The organism is Ruegeria marina (genome assembly GCF_900101475.1).
In the GTDB taxonomy this organism is placed as follows: domain Bacteria; phylum Pseudomonadota; class Alphaproteobacteria; order Rhodobacterales; family Rhodobacteraceae; genus Ruegeria_B; species Ruegeria_B marina.
Map to the genome: position 1 here is coordinate 149767 of NZ_FMZV01000008.1, position 13638 is coordinate 163404.

13 protein-coding genes and 1 pseudogene are annotated in these 13638 nt (G+C 59.7%); 11 read left to right on the plus strand and 3 right to left on the minus strand.

What is annotated here, in order from left to right; genetic code table 11:
• Positions 1 to 121 precede the first annotated feature (121 nt).
• Together BLT75_RS12890 and BLT75_RS12895 are read right to left on the minus strand one after the other, a co-directional pair.
• The gene (locus BLT75_RS12890) at positions 122 to 1174 is read right to left on the minus strand and encodes an adenylate/guanylate cyclase domain-containing protein (RefSeq protein ID WP_093032108.1); all 1053 of its coding nucleotides are present in this window, start codon (positions 1172 to 1174) and stop codon (positions 122 to 124) included.
• Positions 1171 to 1557: a group I truncated hemoglobin gene (locus tag BLT75_RS12895; RefSeq protein ID WP_245706509.1), complete on the minus strand. Its 387-nt coding sequence runs from the start codon at positions 1555 to 1557 to the stop codon at positions 1171 to 1173. The genes BLT75_RS12890 and BLT75_RS12895 overlap by 4 nt, the downstream gene beginning before the upstream one ends.
• 216 nt (positions 1558 to 1773) lie before the next feature.
• Between BLT75_RS12895 and BLT75_RS12900 the strand changes: the two genes are divergently transcribed.
• A complete protein-coding gene (locus BLT75_RS12900; RefSeq protein WP_093032114.1) occupies positions 1774 to 2016 on the plus strand; it encodes a transposase in 243 nt (80 codons plus the stop codon).
• A gap of 30 nt (positions 2017 to 2046) precedes the next feature.
• On the opposite strand, the pseudogene BLT75_RS24095 reads toward BLT75_RS12900, so the two are convergent.
• Positions 2047 to 2162, minus strand: a pseudogene (locus BLT75_RS24095) (IS5/IS1182 family transposase); the annotation flags it as partial.
• A 14-nt stretch (positions 2163 to 2176) separates the two neighbouring features.
• On the opposite strand from BLT75_RS24095, the gene BLT75_RS12905 reads away from it, so the two are divergent.
• From BLT75_RS12905 to BLT75_RS12955, 10 genes are all read left to right on the plus strand, one after another.
• A complete protein-coding gene (locus tag BLT75_RS12905) occupies positions 2177 to 2461 on the plus strand; it encodes a hypothetical protein (RefSeq protein WP_093032117.1) in 285 nt (94 codons plus the stop codon).
• Between the two features lie 328 nt (positions 2462 to 2789).
• Positions 2790 to 5618 carry a PAS-domain containing protein gene (locus BLT75_RS12910; protein ID WP_093032119.1) on the plus strand — a complete coding sequence of 943 codons (2829 nt, stop codon included), beginning with the start codon at positions 2790 to 2792 and terminating at the stop codon, positions 5616 to 5618.
• A 10-nt stretch (positions 5619 to 5628) separates the two neighbouring features.
• Complete coding sequence (locus BLT75_RS12915) at positions 5629 to 6009, plus strand: response regulator (protein ID WP_093032122.1); 381 nt, start codon at positions 5629 to 5631, stop codon at positions 6007 to 6009.
• Positions 6006 to 7250, plus strand: coding sequence for an adenylate/guanylate cyclase domain-containing protein (locus BLT75_RS12920; protein WP_093032125.1), 1245 nt, complete (start codon positions 6006 to 6008; stop codon positions 7248 to 7250). Before BLT75_RS12915 ends, BLT75_RS12920 begins: the two co-directional genes overlap by 4 nt.
• A gap of 906 nt (positions 7251 to 8156) precedes the next feature.
• Entirely contained in the window at positions 8157 to 8666 is a 510-nt protein-coding gene (gene napF / locus BLT75_RS12930; RefSeq protein WP_093032131.1) for a ferredoxin-type protein NapF, read from the plus strand.
• Positions 8663 to 8935, plus strand: a complete 273-nt coding sequence (locus BLT75_RS12935; protein WP_093032134.1) for a chaperone NapD — start codon at positions 8663 to 8665, stop codon at positions 8933 to 8935. Before napF ends, BLT75_RS12935 begins: the two co-directional genes overlap by 4 nt.
• A 1-nt stretch (position 8936) precedes the next feature.
• Positions 8937 to 11432: a nitrate reductase catalytic subunit NapA gene (napA, locus tag BLT75_RS12940; protein ID WP_093032137.1), complete on the plus strand. Its 2496-nt coding sequence runs from the start codon at positions 8937 to 8939 to the stop codon at positions 11430 to 11432.
• 20 nt (positions 11433 to 11452) lie between these two features.
• Positions 11453 to 12271, plus strand: coding sequence for a ferredoxin-type protein NapG (gene napG / locus BLT75_RS12945; protein ID WP_093032141.1), 819 nt, complete (start codon positions 11453 to 11455; stop codon positions 12269 to 12271).
• The gene (napH, locus tag BLT75_RS12950) at positions 12268 to 13164 is read left to right on the plus strand and encodes a quinol dehydrogenase ferredoxin subunit NapH (protein ID WP_093032143.1); all 897 of its coding nucleotides are present in this window, start codon (positions 12268 to 12270) and stop codon (positions 13162 to 13164) included. The genes napG and napH overlap by 4 nt, the downstream gene beginning before the upstream one ends.
• Before the next feature lie 22 nt (positions 13165 to 13186).
• Complete coding sequence (locus tag BLT75_RS12955) at positions 13187 to 13630, plus strand: nitrate reductase cytochrome c-type subunit (RefSeq protein WP_093032146.1); 444 nt, start codon at positions 13187 to 13189, stop codon at positions 13628 to 13630.
• Positions 13631 to 13638 lie beyond the last annotated feature (8 nt).

Genomic DNA, 13638 nt, shown 5'->3' on the forward strand with positions numbered 1-13638 from the left:
GTCGGTGGCGTTCTGTGAGGTACGGGTTTCGTCGAAAACCGTCCTGGCATCTGGGGTGAAGGTCATCGAGCGGCGGGTGATTTCGAAGAGGCTCTTCTTGATCCGGCGCCCCCCAGAGTGCTCAGAAACGGACACGCGCCGTATTGGAGAGCGAGTTGATTTCGATGAGGTCCATTTCTCCCAACCCTTTGACATCGAAATTGCCAAGTTCGTCGATCTGAAACTCGTCAACCAATTCGTAAGTCATGCTTTCGGGAGCAACGACGGTCATCGGTTTGGCGAGAATTTGCAGGCGGGCCGCCATGTTCACTGCCGGGCCGAACACATCGTATACGTATTTCTGGATACCGACTACTGAACCGACGGCGGCGCCTCTGCCCAAACCGATCCTTGCCCGCCACTTGTGCTGATGGCTCTCATTGCGCCGTTCCAAATATCGGATAAAGCGGATCGCACAGCGGGCTACGGTAAGTGCGGCGTCCGGTGTCGGGTCCGGCATTCCGGCAACCGCAAGATACGCATCCCCGATCGTCTTGATCCGCTCGCAGCCGAACTGTTCTGATATCCGATCGAAAGCCGTGAAGATATCGTTCAGTTCGCCGAGTGTCACGGTCGGGTCGGTTCGCGCGGCAAAATCCGTGAAATCGACGAAATCGAGCATGACGACTGCCACGTTATCGAACAACTGCGGGGTAACTACGCCGAAGGTCTTGAACTCTTCATAGACCGAGCGGGGCATCAGATTGAGAAGAAGTTTCTCGACCCGCTCTTTTTCGCGTTCCAGTTCGCGGGTATTGCGTTCCACCATGTTCGAATAGGTCTCAATCATGGCTTCCAATTCGCGAATGCGCGTAATGTTCTGACATTCGACCACAAGCAGCACTTCGTCATTGGCTTGCGCCGCAGAGATCGTGACGGCGATAACCAGCGTGCGGCGCTTCCGCTTTACCTTGAACTCCCCGCTGAAATTCGAAGCCCCGCTCGCCACATCGTGCAAGTTTTCGGAAGTCAGGCCATCGATGACCTGCAACAGTGTCGTGCCTTCTTCAGCCTCACCGAACCACTCTGCAAAGGAACTGTTATAAAAAGCAAAACTGCCATCCGAGCCCCTGACCAGCGCCACGCCTACACCGATGGCACGAAGCAGGGATTCGTTGATGGCTTCAATACTCATGAAGCCGTCACCTCGGTAACGATCAATGGTCGTTTCGACTCGATTCCGGAGATTATGGTTTCGATGTCGGCTTCGGTTACCTTGAACTGCACAAGAGCCTGCTTCAGAAGTTGCTCCATTTCGTCCATATCTTCATGGCAGATCCCGAGATGACTGTGCACCTTCCGAAGGCGATCGTCGCTGAATGACGCCGGTCCTCCCATCACTGAAGCGATGAATTTCGTCTGATGATCAATTAGACGTGCCATATCCACATCTTCGAAATAGTCGCCGATCTGATCGCTATCCAGAGCCATGTCATAAAAGACCATGACTATCTTGCTTACGGTTTTGAAGCCGCCGTATCTGTCATAAAGTGAACTCATTGCGGCACCCAGTTGCACTGGAAATGCCCTAACGTTAACCAAACTCGACATACATATCAATCTAATCGCCGGCTTGACCGCTATGCAGCGCTCGGGGCGACACGCGCGCTGCGGCTCGTATCGAATGTCCGTAACGGGCTCCCTGCCGTCATCTGACGGCTTTGGTCGGATGAATGCTTAGCTCCAGGCCGCGGACATCATTGGCTAATTCCATCGGCGCCGCCGCTGTGATTCATGAGAGACAGGCGACTTGTCCAGGTCGCATCTGTTCTGGCTCGACCGCGAGCGTCCAAACTGCATCGAGCATCTGTTTCCGAAACCTCGCGGCGTGCATGGTCCGAGGACCGCACAGTTCTTTTTGGCATCGTCCATGTCATTCGCAATGGCCTGCGATGGAGAAATGCACCAGCCGAGTATGGGCCGCACAAGACACTTCACAACTGGTTCGCCAGGGGCTCTCTTGCAAAAATTGGCTGAATGCCGAGGTTCCCCTTTGCCCGGACAGACTTATCCTGCGACCTCTGTGACAAGGATGCCGAGAGCGGTGTGGCCGTTCAGGACGGCGATGCGGACCTGAAGCGCGGCGCCTGTCGGTCGAAGTCGCGCGCCATGAGGCGCTGACCTGTGGCTCGATGACTTGAAGAACGGGGAACTGATCATTGATACCGGGCTGGTTCAGGGCAAGTTGCGCCTGTCGGATATCGGCTTGTACGACCGAGTCTTCGACGTCGGCGAACTGGAGCGTCGCATTCGCGTTTTCCAACTGACCGAAACACTCGAACAGCATGAGATGCGGTGTACGACAACGGCTCCGGTCGCCTCGGACGGTCGGGATACGCCGATCTGGATCCGCACCACGACCGAGGACCGCCGCTGCATCTGGACCAGACCGGTCTACATCATTGCTGGTGCTGTCAAATGAACGTGGCTTGAGACGGGCAGGGCGGTTTCGCAGCCTTTTGCCATCACTGAAAGATCCCCGTTTCCCTGTTTCAAGACCAGCCAGGAGATCATCCGCTGGCGGTAATGATGTATGGGCAGTTCCCGCTGTCGCTGCGGAACGTGGGCGATCGCCATACGGCACGCGCCGATTGCAGTTGGTCGGCCAAGGGCACTCCAGAGACATTGGTTTTATCTCAGGCGACCGGTCAGTCGAACTGAGCTGCTGTTCTGGCCGATCGACAAGTGCATTTTAGAACCAGTCGGTCCCAGCAAGTTGGTTTTGACTCGAGGAACGGAAAGTCGTTTGCTTGGAAGAGATCGAAGCCTGGCGTCGTTTCATGAAGGACAGGGACACGATAGTTACGGACGCGCTCGACATCATTGATGTCGGTCTCGGAGTTTTTGACCGTGAAAATTGTCTGATCTATTCGAATGCGGCCTTTCGTGACTTGCGTGGCTACCCACAAGACATTTGCCACAAAGGTGCGCCGTTGGCAGAACTCCTGACTTACAGTGCCCTTCGCGGTGACTTCGGGCCAGGAGTGCCCGAAAAGCTCGTGAAAAAGCGGCTCGACGAGATCGCGGCGGTCAAGGATCGACGCGTGGAGCATGTGCGACCCGATGGGCAGGTGCTACAGATAAGATACCAGCGCAAGAAGGATGGCGGGCTGGTTATCACCTACCGTGACACAACCGCGGAGCATCGGGCGGAAGCGGCCCTCAGGCGCAGCGAGGAACGGTACGCGCTGGTGTCCGAAGCTGCCGACGAGGCAATATACGACTGGGATATCGGCGCGGGCCGTTTCTTTGCGACACCAAGGCTGGACGACCTTCTGGACCATTCAATCTCCGGCCTGGCAAAACCAATGGAGGCGTGGCGGGACCTCGTGCATGCCGATGATCTGGAGGGATATGTCGCCGCCGTAAGGGCGCATTTCAGAGGCGAAACCGAACAGCTGGAACAGGAGTACAGAATCCGGGTCCGCGGCGGCGGTTATCGCTGGGTCCACGACAGGGGTGTTGCCGTCCGCGATGCAACAGGACGGGTCGCAAGACTGGTGGGTGCGGTGCGCGACGTGACCGAAACGCGGACCGCCGAAGAGCAGCTGGCCGCCACTCAGGCGCGCTTGGTGTCTTCGCTGTCAAGCCTCTCTGACGGGATCCTGATGGTGGATGCCGAGCGGCGCGTGGAACTATTCAACCAGCGTTATGTCGATATATTCAGCTCGGCCGCCGGAACGGATGCCACGCCAATCATCCGGATCGGGCGCAAGTTCTTCGACATGATCCGCGACGGCTACGACATGGGCATGTTCAAACCGCATCCCGACGGCGCCGATGCCTGGGTCGAGAACCGTCTGAAGGCTTGGGACAGCCCCGTGTCGCAATGGGAACTGGAATTGGCCAACGGGAGCTGGATCCTGTTGAACGAACGCGAGATGCCTGATGGAGGTCGTATCTCGATCTACACCGACATCACGGAGATCAAGCGCCGCGAGGCCGAGGCCGAAGCCGCGCGTCAGCGGTTCGAGGAGGCCATCGAGGCCATCGGTTCGGGCTTTGCGCTCTGGGATTCAGAGGATCGGCTGGTGATTTCGAACAGCCGCTACCGGGCTTTCTTCGAAGGGTTGGCCGACATGGTGGTGCCGGGCAAAGCGTTCAACGACATCATCGCGGCGGGCATCCAGCGCGACATGTTTCCGCTGGCGCGAGGCGATGTCGCGGGTTACCTCGCCCGGATCGCCGAACGCCGGCTTGTCGCCGACGGTTCTGTGCGAGAGCAGTTCATCAATAGGCATTGGCTGCAAATCACCGATCACCGAACCCAAGACGGTGGAATCGTTTCCATCTATACCGACATCACAGAGCGCAAACTTGCAGAAGACCGGCTGAGAGCGGCCCTGTCCGAGTTCAACGCGGTATCGGAACATATCGATTATGGCATTCTCTTTACCGGGCCCGATTTACGCGCGCGCATCGTCAACCGGGCTTTCCGCGAGCTATGGGAGATGGATCAGGAATTCATAGACACATGCCCCCACATGCAGGAGCTGATAGAATACAACCGGAAAACCGGTCTGTATTCGGTTTCAGAGGAGGAATGGGACGAATGGCTGGCTGAACGTATCTCGTCCATCAAGGCCGGAAATGTGCCGCCACGAGAGTTCGAGCGCGGCGACGGCAAGTTCCTCCGTTATCAGGTCGTCAATCTACCGGATGGTGGACGGATGCTGACCTATTTCGACATCACCGAACTGAAGGCCCGCGAGAACGAAGCGTCGCGGGCGCGCGACAAGGCGGAAACGGCCCTGGCCGATCTCAAGAAGGCTCAGGAACGCCTTGTCCAGTCCGAGAAAATGGCTTCGTTGGGCCAGCTCACTGCCGGTATCGCTCATGAAATCAAGAACCCGCTGAATTTTGTCAATAATTTCTCCAAGCTGTCGGCAGAGATGCTGGAGGAATTGGAAGAAGTCCTCGAAGAGCCAGTAAAGGCATTGGCCGAGGATGATCGTGACGAGGCTGAGGATCTGCTGAAAACGGTAAGGGAAAACCTGCTCAAGATCGCCAGGCATGGCCAGCGTGCGGACGCCATCGTCAAAAACATGCTCCTGCATTCGCGAGACGGGCCAGGCGAACGACAGTCCGTCGGGCTTAATGCCATCGCCGAAGAAGCCATGAACCTCGCGTATCACGCGGCGCGGGCCGAGGATAAGAGCTTCAACATCGAAATGGTGAAGCAACTTGATGCCGATCTTGGCGAAGTCGTGTGCTATCCGCAGGATTTGATGCGCGTGTTTCTCAATCTGGTAACGAATGGAATGTACGCGGCCGTCAAGCATCGCGAGACAGCTGCCTCGGGGTTTGAACCCCGTATCACGCTGACGACGAAGGTCAGGGGCGATATGGCCGAAGTTCAGGTGTGTGACAACGGGGCAGGCATCCCCGAGGACGTGCGCGAAAAGATTTTTCTTCCGTTCTTTACCACCAAACCCGCAGGTGAAGGCACCGGACTGGGCCTTTCGTTGAGTTATGATATCGTGGTGAAGCAGCACGGTGGCGCGTTGACCGTGGACAGCGCCCCAAGGAAATATACCCGTTTCACGGTTTCAATTCCGATGTCGGGCGCGACGGGGTGAGGGCTGAGACGTGACCACGCATATCCTCATGGTGGACGACGAACCAGATGCGCAGGACCTGTTCCGCCAGAACTTCAGGCGTGAAATCCGCAAGGGGGTCTACAGCTTCGAATTCGCGCAGTCTGGGCGTGAAGCACTGGAAGTGATCAAGACCAAGTCGCCGGTGCTGGTTTTGTCGGACATCAATATGCCGGGCATGTCCGGGATCGAGTTGCTGTCGGAACTGCACTCGCTTTGGCCCGAACTGCCGGTCTTGATGATCTCGGCCTACGGGGATGCGGGCACCGAGGCCAGGGTGCGCGCACTTGGAGCGGAACGGCTTGTGGCGAAACCGGTCGATTTTGCCGGGTTGAAAGACGTGCTTGAAAAGATCGCCGGAGACGCCCCATGAAAGTCCCGCGCATCCTGGTGGTAGATGATGAACCGGATGTCGAGGCGCTGATCTCTCAACGGTTCCGGCGCAAGGTGCGCAAAGGCGAGTTGGAACTGGTGTTCGCTCACGATGGCCAGCATGCGCTTGAGGTTCTGAACGAAAACCCTGACGTGGACATCGTTTTGTCGGACATCAACATGCCGCGGATGGATGGTTTGACTTTGCTGGAGCGTCTCGGCGAACTGGAATCCGATCTGCAGACGGTCATGGTCTCGGCCTACGGAGACATGCGGAACATTCGCTCCGCCATGAACCGTGGAGCTTTCGACTTCGTAACTAAGCCCATCGAGTTCGACGATCTGGAAGCCACGATCGAGAAGACGCTGGAACACCTGCGAATGCTGCGTGATCTGCAGGCTGCCAAGGCAAATGCCGAACACGCGCATCTGATGCTGTCACGCTATTTCTCCCCGAGTGTGGCCGAGGCCCTTTCGCAGAACCCGGAGGCCATGCTTTCGGGCGAGCGTCGGGAGGCGACCTTTCTTTTCACTGACCTGGAGAATTTCACCCCACTTGTGGAAGCGACCTCCGCCGAAACGGTGGTAGGCATACTAAACGAGTATCTCGATGGGATCACCGAAACGATCTTCAATCACGGTGGGACGGTGATGAAAATCATCGGCGATGCTGTTCAAGCCATCTTTGGTGCGCCCGTGGCCCGCGAGGATCACGCGGGCGCTGCCGTGCAATGTGCTCTGGCGCTGGATGAATTCGCCACCGGTTTTAAGGACCGGATGAACACCGCCGGTATCGCCTTGGGCAAAACCCGGATCGGTGTGAATTCGGGCTCCGCGATCATCGGCAATTTCGGAGGCCAGCGCTTCTTCGATTACACCGCTTACGGAGACGCGGTGAACATCGCGGCCCGGCTCGAACAGGCAAACAAGATTTTCGGTACCCGCATCTGCATCAGCGAGAGTGTCGTCGACCAGATTCCGGATTTCCAGGGCAGACCGGTTGGAACCCTGCGCCTCAAGGGAAAGGAAGAAAGTATCCGGACGTTTGAACCACTGCCGGCAGAAAAGGTCGGTAGCGAGGCGATGCAGGCCTATCGCGACGCTTTCGCGCTCCTGGAAGCGCAGGATCCCAAAGCGAGGCAGGCCTTTGCCGCCCTGGTCGGCGCCTTTGATGAAGACCCGCTGACGATGTTCCACCTCGGGCGATTACTGCGCGGCGAAGCGGGGGCCGAGATCTCTTGAGATGGTGCTGTCAGGGCAAACCGGTTTGAGACGGGCAGGTCGGTCAATTAGCCTTCTGGGATGACCCGTCCGAGATGGTTTTCGCCGTTCACTCGTCCGTCTCGAACCATTTTAACCAGGAGCGCCACCTCTACAGCCCCTCGACCAGCGCGCGCCAGAAGCCGATCCCATTACTCCGAAACCGCTGGCGACGCTGAAGGGGGGCCCGGACCGCATCCGGTCGGTCATCATCAAACTGGAAAAATGCGGCAGCGGCGCCGAGACGGTCCTCAGCCTCGAGGTTTCGGTCCGTGACGTCGGCGCGCTGTCGGAGAAACTTGCCGCCATCATCACGCAGAGGATGGAGCTGGCCGGGACGCTTGGCAGCCGGGCTCAGAGCCTCGCCCGAACCCACGCAGCGTTCAACCGCTCCAAAGAACCCCTGATCACCGAGAAAAGCATTCGGGTCAGACTGATCGAACGACCGTCTTGAAGACAGGGCAATTCGAATATTGGTTGGTTGCAGTTGCCTGCTGCACTCCAGCAGCGTGGTCTTCCCCAGATCGGAAACGACGTGTCGAGGGGATGAATTCGAGTCACTGGCGCCGGCCCTTGGCCGGGAACCGCACCGCCGTTCTCGCGGAGTAGCGCCAAATTTGCCTGGCATAATGGGCAGCGACACTGTCCTTGGCGAGACTGTTTGGAATCTGTCCGACACCACCCGGCATTGCCTCATAAATCAAAAAAATCAAATTATTGAATTTACTTAAAAAATGACTCAGATCAAATCTGATCCGCGCCAAGATCGATAACGAGAGAAAATGGGCAACTCGAAAGGATTGACCTGAAATTTTGGCGGGCAGTGAATCAGGCTGGACAGCGGCTGCACTGCATTTGGGCAATTACGCAGACGAAGTGGAATGAAGTTTGGCTTCCAGGCACAGCAGACGCGACATCCTACGCGGAGCGATCCGGCACGATCGGGCGCAGATCATGCGTCCGCCCGGCGCGCAGCCGGATTTCGACCGGCTATGCGACGACTGCGGGGCCTGCTCGCAGGCTTGCCCGCAGCGAATTGTCCGACGCTCAGAACATGGTGGGCCCGTGGTGGATTTCAGGCACGGGGCTTGCACTTTCTGCGGCGATTGCGCACGTGCCTGTCCCACCGGGGCACTGGTCGCCGAGGACATCGGCGTCTGGCCTTGGCGAGCATCCATCCTTTCGTCCTGCCTTTCTTACAACGGGGTGTCCTGCCGAAGCTGTGAGGATGCCTGCGAACCGCGCGCGATCCGCTTTCGCCTGCAAACGGGGGGACGAGCTGTTCCTGTCCTGGATCAGCAGGCCTGTACGGGATGCGGCGAGTGCGCCTTTACCTGCCCCGCGCAGTCGGTCGCCTTTGAGTGCCCCATGCCTATCAAGATGGAGATCACAGCATGAACATCTGTGGATGCCTCATCCATGTCGCGCCAGCGGCACTGAGCGAGGCCCGCCCCCGGATCGAAGGGATGAACGGGGTGGAAATTCATGCGGGAACCAAGGATGGCCGCCTGGTCGTGGTCGTCGAGGATACCGACGATGCCTATGCCTCGGACACCATCATGGCGCTGCACCAAATTCCGGGCGTCATCTCGTTGACGCTCAACTATCACCATTTCGAAGACCTGTCGCCGCGGGCCACGCTCGCCGCCACTCAGCCGGAGAACTGACATGACCATCTCGGACTCACGCCGGACCTTCCTCAAGGCCACTGCCGCGGCCAGCACCGCCGCCGCGGTCGGTATTCCGTTGGCAACGGCTCCTGCCGTTGCGCAAACCGCCGGAGGCGGCGGTATTCGCTGGGACAAGGCGCCCTGTCGTTTCTGTGGCACCGGCTGCTCGGTGCTGGTGGGCGTCAAGGACGGGCGCGTCGTTGCGACCCAAGGTGACCCCGACGCGCCAGTGAACCGCGGTCTCAACTGCATCAAGGGCTATTTCCTGTCCAAGATCATGTATGGCGCGGACCGCCTGACCATGCCGTTGTTGCGCAAGACGAATGGTGTCTACGACAAGAACGGCGAGTTCGAACCGGTCAGTTGGGATGAAGCCTTCGACATCATGGCGCAGAAGTGGAAAGAGGCCCTGTCCAAGAAGGGCCCGACCGCGGTCGGCATGTTCGGATCGGGTCAGTGGACCGTCTGGGAAGGTTACGCCGCGGCCAAGTTCATGAAGGCGGGCCTGCGGTCGAACAACATCGACCCGAATGCGCGGCATTGCATGGCCTCGGCCGTGGTGGGCTTCATGCGCGCCTTCGGCATCGACGAACCGATGGGCTGCTATGACGACCTGGAGCATGCGGACACCTTCGTGCTGTGGGGATCGAACATGGCCGAGATGCACCCGATCCTGTGGTCGCGCCTGACCGACACCCGCCTGACCAAGCCTGGCGCCGAGGTGCATGTCCTGTCGACCTTCGAACACCGGTCGTTCGAGCTGGCTGACAACGGTATCGTGTTCAACCCGCAGTCCGACCTCGCGATCCTGAACTATATCGCGAATTACATCATCCAGAATGACGCGGTGAACTGGGACTTCGTCAACAAGCATGTCGTATTCAAGAAGACCGAAACCGACATCGGCTACGGGCTGCGCCCGGAGCATGAATTGCAGCAGGCCGCCGCAAACCCGGATTCAGGCAAGCTGTCCGACCTGACCTTCGAGGAATACGCTGCCTCGGTCGCCGAATACACGGTCGAGAAGGCCTCGGAGATCTCAGGCGTGCCCGTGCACCAGCTGGAACGCCTGGCGCAGCAATATGCAGACCCGAACCGCAAGGTTATGTCGTTGTGGACCATGGGTTTCAACCAGCACACGCGCGGATCCTGGGTGAACGGGCTGATGTACAACGTGCATCTGCTGACCGGCAAGATTTCCGAGCCCGGCAACTCGCCCTTCTCGTTGACCGGTCAGCCCTCTGCCTGCGGTACGGCGCGCGAGGTTGGTACCTTTGCCCACCGTCTGCCCGCCGACATGGTGGTGATGAACGAAAAGCACCGCGAGATCTGCGAAACCGCCTGGGGCATCCCGGCCGGGACCATTCCCGAAAAACCCGGCTTCCACGCCGTGTTGCAGAACCGGATGCTGAAGGACGGTGTACTGAACGCCTATTGGGTGCAGTGCAACAACAACATGCAGGCCGCGCCCAACATCAACGAGGAAGGCTTCCCGGGCTATCGCAACCCGGAAAACTTCATTACCGTGTCCGATCCTTACCCGACCGTGACCGCTATGGCCGCCGACCTCATCCTGCCCACCGCAATGTGGGTGGAAAAGGAAGGCGCCTATGGCAATGCCGAGCGCCGTACCCAGTTCTGGCGCCAGCAGGTCGATGCGCCGGGCGAGGCGCGCTCGGACATGTGGCAGGTCATGGAATTCGCCAAGCGGTTCACCGTCGAGGAAGCCTGGGGCGCGGAACTGGTGGCGCAAAAACCTGAACTGGCCGGCAAGACGCTGTTCCAGGTGCTGTTCGAGAACGGCAAGGTCAACGCCTACCCGCTCAGCGAAACCGCCGACGGTTTCGAGAACCAGGAAAGCAAGCATTTCGGGTTCTACGTCCAGAAAGGGCTATTCGAGGAATACGCCGAGTTCGGTCGTCATCATGGTCACGACCTGGCAGATTTCGATGTCTATCACCAGGCCCGTGGCCTGCGCTGGCCAGTCGTCGACGGCAAGGAGACCTTGTACCGGTTCCGCGAAGGCTATGACCCCTATGTGCCGGTCGGCGAAGGGGTGCGTTTTTACGGCAATGCGGACGGAAAGGCGAAGATCATCTTCGCGCCTTTCGAAGCGGCCGCGGAGGCGCCGGACGAGGAATACGACCTGTGGCTGTGTACGGGCCGGGTGCTGGAACACTGGCATTCCGGGTCGATGACGCGGCGCGTGCCGGAACTTCATCGGGCCTTCCCGAACGCGCTGGTGTTCATGCATCCCGAAGATGCGAAGGCGCGCGATTTGCGGCGCGGGCAGGAGATAATGATCTCGACCCGCCGGGGGCAAATGTTGAGCCGGGTAGAAACCCGCGGCCGCAACAAGCCGCCGAGGGGCCTGGTTTTCGTGCCGTGGTTCGACGAGGGCCAATTGATCAACAAGCTGACGCTGGATGCGACCTGCCCGCTATCGAAGGAAACCGATTTCAAGAAATGCGCCTGCAAGGTCGAGCGCGCCTGATCTGAAACCGCAGGAAGAAGATGCCCGCCTCCGGACAACCCATATCGCCCCAACGCCGACGGTTCCTGACGGAGACCGCGCGGATGGCGGGCGGCTGCGTGGTGGCGGGCAGCGCACTGGCCTATCTCGTGAACGATGCCCGCGGGCTGCCGGCCGAGGCCCTGCGCCCGCCGGGGGCGCTGCCCGAGGCCGATTTCCTGGCCGCCTGCATCCGTTGCGGGCTGTGCGTGCGAGATTGTCCCTACGACACGCTCAGCCTTGCGGAACTGGGAGTGGACGGGCCGGCCACCGGTACACCGTTCTTCACCGCGCGTCAGGTGCCCTGCGAGATGTGCGAAGACGTCCCCTGTGTTGCCGCGTGTCCGACCGGGGCTCTGGATCCGTCGCTGACCAATATCGACGATGCCCGCATGGGCACCGCCGTTCTGGTTGATCAGGAGAACTGTCTGAACCTTTTGGGCTTGCGCTGCGATGTCTGTTACCGGGTCTGCCCAGTCATAGATGAGGCGATCACGCTGGAACTGTCCCACAACGTCCGATCGGGCCATCACGCGATCTTTGCGCCGGTGGTCCATGCCGATCACTGCACCGGCTGTGGCATGTGTGAGAAAAGCTGTGTCCTGCCCGAGGCGGCGATCAAGGTTCTTCCGGTGCGGCTGGCCCGGGGGCGGTCGGCGGATCACTACCGCAAGGGCTGGGAGGAAAAGGACGCCAGGGGTGCGCCGGTGGTCGAGGGGATCATCGACCTTCCCGATCGTCTGCCGGGGCCGGGCACCGACAATCTGACTGCGCCCGGCGGCTTCGAGCCAGCCTTGAAACTGCCGGGGGTCAAGCCATGAGCGCAACGACGAAACGTCTCGCCGGACACGAGGCGATACGCGTCAAGGGCTGGCTGGCCGCTCACAAGTGGCTGATCCTTCGCCGCTTGTCGCAGGTCATGTTCCTGTTGGTTTTTCTTGTTGGGCCTTGGTTCGGCATATGGTGGGTCACCGGTACGCTGGCCGGTTCACGGACCTTCGGTGTGCTGCCGCTGACCGATCCCCTCGTGCTTTTGCAGTCGCTTGTTGCCGGCCATTTGCCCGAACTGACGGCGATCGTCGGCGCGTTGATCGTAATGGCCGTTTATGCCGTAATCGGGGGACGGGTCTTTTGTTCCTGGGTCTGCCCGATCAATCCCGTCACCGACGGGGCACACTGGCTGCATGACCGGCTGGGTTTTTCGAAAGGCTGGCAACCCAAGCGCTCCACCCGGCTGTGGATTCTTGGCGCGGTGCTGGCCGTTTCGGCCGTGACCGGAACCATCGCCTGGGAAGTCGTGAACCCCGTCACCATTCTGCACCGTGGCCTGGTCTATGGCATGGGGTTCGCCTGGGCATTGGTCGGGGCGGTGTTCCTCTTCGACCTGGTCGTGGCACGGCGCGGCTGGTGCGGCCACGTCTGCCCGGTCGGCGCCTTCTACGGTCTGATCGGCACGAAGAGCCTGTTGCGGGTTTCGGCCGTCAACCGGTCAGCTTGCAACGACTGCATGGACTGTTTCGCGGTCTGCCCGGAAAGCCAGGTCATTCCGGCCGCACTGCGGGGAAGGGATGGCGCGTCGCCACTGATCCTTTCGTCCGACTGTACCAACTGCGGGCGCTGCATCGACGTCTGTGCCGTCGATGTTTTCGCCTTCACTCACCGCTGCGACACTTACGTCAAGAACGACGAACAGCTCGCCGACAAGGCTGCCTGAACGACAAACACGGAGAAAACAAATGAAAATTTCGGCCATAGCGGGTATCTCCGCCCTCGCGACGACACTGCTGCTCGGCGGGCTGGTCGTGGCGCAGAATACAGGCGCAGTTGAAAGCCTGCGCGGTGCGGACATCGACTTGACCCTGCCGGCGGATGAGATCCACCAGCAAAAGGAGGGGCGCGAGGCGCGCAACTATCGCCAGCAACCGCCGCTGGTCCCGCATTCAATCGGTCAGTACCAGATCGACCTGCGCACCAACCAGTGCCTGTCCTGTCACGACTGGACCAACGCGGGCGAACGCGGCGCGCCGACCCTGTCCATGACCCATTACCTGGACCGTGACGGCACCCAGTTGGACACGGTTGCCGGCACCCGCTGGTTCTGCAACCAGTGCCATGTGCCGCAGGCCAACGCACCGGCGCTGGTCGGAAACACCTTCCAGCCGTCCAACGGCTCCAACTGATACGCGAC